This is a genomic window from Flavobacterium piscinae, assembly GCF_004122145.1.
GTDB lineage: Bacteria > Bacteroidota > Bacteroidia > Flavobacteriales > Flavobacteriaceae > Flavobacterium > Flavobacterium piscinae.
This window is the reverse complement of the sequence record NZ_SBKQ01000023.1, coordinates 1-3,396: the sequence shown is the minus strand read 5'-3', so window position 1 is coordinate 3,396 and position 3,396 is coordinate 1. Positions and strand designations below refer to the sequence as shown.

Below are 3,396 nucleotides of genomic sequence, written 5' to 3'. Positions count from 1 at the left end.
GATTAAAGAAAATACCTAGCCAACTTCGTCTACAAAACTGCTAATTTATTAGCGAACAATATACGATGAAGAGTTTGATCCTGGCTCAGGATGAACGCTAGCGGCAGGCCTAACACATGCAAGTCGAGGGGTAGAGTAAGCTTGCTTACTTGAGACCGGCGCACGGGTGCGTAACGCGTATGCAATCTACCTTGTACAGGGGAATAGCCCAGAGAAATTTGGATTAATGCCCCATAGTATGTTGATTTGGCATCAAGACAACATTAAAGATTTATCGGTACAAGATGAGCATGCGTCCCATTAGTTAGTTGGTAAGGTAACGGCTTACCAAGACGATGATGGGTAGGGGTCCTGAGAGGGAGATCCCCCACACTGGTACTGAGACACGGACCAGACTCCTACGGGAGGCAGCAGTGAGGAATATTGGGCAATGGGCGCAAGCCTGACCCAGCCATGCCGCGTGCAGGAAGACGGTCCTATGGATTGTAAACTGCTTTTATACGGGAAGAAACACTCCCTCGTGAGGGAGCTTGACGGTACCGTAAGAATAAGGATCGGCTAACTCCGTGCCAGCAGCCGCGGTAATACGGAGGATCCAAGCGTTATCCGGAATCATTGGGTTTAAAGGGTCCGTAGGCGGCCTTATAAGTCAGTGGTGAAATCTCCTAGCTCAACTAGGAAACTGCCATTGATACTGTAGGGCTTGAATTATTAGGAAGTAACTAGAATATGTAGTGTAGCGGTGAAATGCTTAGATATTACATGGAATACCAATTGCGAAGGCAGGTTACTACTAATGGATTGACGCTGATGGACGAAAGCGTGGGTAGCGAACAGGATTAGATACCCTGGTAGTCCACGCCGTAAACGATGGATACTAGCTGTTCGGAGCAATCTGAGTGGCTAAGCGAAAGTGATAAGTATCCCACCTGGGGAGTACGAACGCAAGTTTGAAACTCAAAGGAATTGACGGGGGCCCGCACAAGCGGTGGAGCATGTGGTTTAATTCGATGATACGCGAGGAACCTTACCAAGGCTTAAATGTAGTCTGACAGATTTGGAAACAGATTTTTCTTCGGACAGATTACAAGGTGCTGCATGGTTGTCGTCAGCTCGTGCCGTGAGGTGTCAGGTTAAGTCCTATAACGAGCGCAACCCCTGTTGTTAGTTGCCAGCGAGTGAAGTCGGGAACTCTAACGAGACTGCCAGTGCAAACTGTGAGGAAGGTGGGGATGACGTCAAATCATCACGGCCCTTACGCCTTGGGCTACACACGTGCTACAATGGACGGTACAGAGAGCAGCCACAACGCAAGTTGGAGCGAATCTATAAAACCGTTCTCAGTTCGGATCGGAGTCTGCAACTCGACTCCGTGAAGCTGGAATCGCTAGTAATCGGATATCAGCCATGATCCGGTGAATACGTTCCCGGGCCTTGTACACACCGCCCGTCAAGCCATGGAAGCTGGGGGTACCTGAAGTCGGTGACCGCAAGGAGCTGCCTAGGGTAAAACTGGTAACTGGGGCTAAGTCGTAACAAGGTAGCCGTACCGGAAGGTGCGGCTGGAACACCTCCTTTCTAGAGACATTAAGAAGTTTCTGGGTAAAAAGAACAATCAATAGATTGGTATTACTCTCGCTGTTAATTCAAATACTACAATAAGCAAAAAATACAGAGTCTCGTAGCTCAGCTGGTTAGAGTACTACACTGATAATGTAGGGGTCCCCAGTTCGAGTCTGGGCGGGACTACTATTTTACGCTTAGAGGAAATTCTAGGGGTTGAGTGAGCCGTTATAAGTACTGTTAACTAATAACTGTTAACTGACAACTAAAAAACGGGGGATTAGCTCAGCTGGCTAGAGCGCCTGCCTTGCACGCAGGAGGTCATCGGTTCGACTCCGATATTCTCCACTATTCTAGTGAATAGTAAAGAGTGAATAGTCATTAGTCAAAAGACTAAGAACTAATTACTAAGGACTAATCACTTGAAAAAAGTTCATTGACATATTGAGATAAAACATTTAAAAAGTAGAAAATACGTAAAGGCGCAAGTGATTGCGTTTTTATAAGAAAATTAGATACGTAACTGTGTTACGTATTTAGAAGGTCTTGTTATGAAAATAGCAAGGCGGCACATAAGCAAAATAAGGGCGTATGGGGGATGCCTAGGCTCTCAGAGGCGAAGAAGGACGTGATAAGCTGCGAAAAGCTACGGGGATTGGCACACACGAAATGATCCGTAGATATCCGAATGGGGCAACCCACTATGTTGAAGACATAGTACACCGATAGGTGAGCAAACCCGCTGAACTGAAACATCTAAGTAGGCGGAGGAGAAGAAAACAAAAGTGATTCCGTAAGTAGTGGCGAGCGAACGCGGATTAGCCCAAACCAATGTTGTTACGGCAATATTGGGGTTGTAGGACCACGATATTTCTTGCTAATTGAATTAGAACTACCTGGAAAGGTAGACGATACAGGGTGATAGTCCCGTATAAGTAAGAGAGGATAAGGATAGTGGTATCCTGAGTAGGGCGGGGCACGTGAAACCCTGTCTGAATTTGGCGGGACCATCCGCTAAGGCTAAATACTCCTGAGAGACCGATAGTGAACCAGTACTGTGAAGGAAAGGTGAAAAGAACCGTGAATAACGGAGTGAAATAGATCCTGAAACCATACGCTTACAAGCGGTCGGAGCAGCATAAGCTGTGACGGCGTGCCTTTTGCATAATGAGCCTACGAGTTAACGTTGCTGGCAAGGTTAAGTGATTAAGTCACGGATCCGTAGCGAAAGCGAGTCTGAATAGGGCGCTTTAGTCAGTAGTGTTAGACGCGAAACCGTGTGATCTACCCATGGGCAGGATGAAGCTGTGGTAACACATAGTGGAGGTCCGAACCGGTTGACGTTGAAAAGTCTTCGGATGACCTGTGGGTAGGGGTGAAAGGCCAATCAAACTCGGAAATAGCTCGTACTCCCCGAAATGCATTTAGGTGCAGCGTTGGTTATAAGTTATATAGAGGTAGAGCTACTGATTGGATGCGGGGGCTTCACCGCCTACCAATTCCTGACAAACTCCGAATGCTATATAATGTTTACCAGCAGTGAGGGCTTGGGTGCTAAGGTCCAAGTCCGAGAGGGAAAGAACCCAGACCATCAGCTAAGGTCCCCAAATATATGCTAAGTTGAAAAAACGAGGTTTGTCTGCCCAGACAGCTAGGATGTTGGCTTGGAAGCAGCCATTCATTTAAAGAGTGCGTAACAGCTCACTAGTCGAGCGGACGAGCATGGATAATAATCGGGCATAAGCATATTACCGAAGCTATGGATTTTACGATAAGTAAAGTGGTAGGGGAGCATTCTAACAGGGTTGAAGGTGTATCGTGAGGTATGCTGGA

2 tRNA genes and 2 rRNA genes are annotated in these 3,396 nt (G+C 47.0%); all 4 read left to right on the top strand.

The features are described from left to right. The first annotated feature begins 62 nt into the window (after positions 1-62). Positions 63-1,578 (top strand): 16S ribosomal RNA (locus EQG68_RS14810). A 97-nt stretch (positions 1,579-1,675) separates the two neighbouring features. Continuing rightward, a tRNA-Ile gene (locus tag EQG68_RS14805) sits at positions 1,676-1,749 on the top strand. 88 nt (positions 1,750-1,837) lie between these two features. Next, positions 1,838-1,911, top strand: a tRNA-Ala gene (locus tag EQG68_RS14800). Between the two features lie 223 nt (positions 1,912-2,134). Further along, positions 2,135-3,396, top strand: a 23S ribosomal RNA gene (locus EQG68_RS14795); the annotation flags it as partial.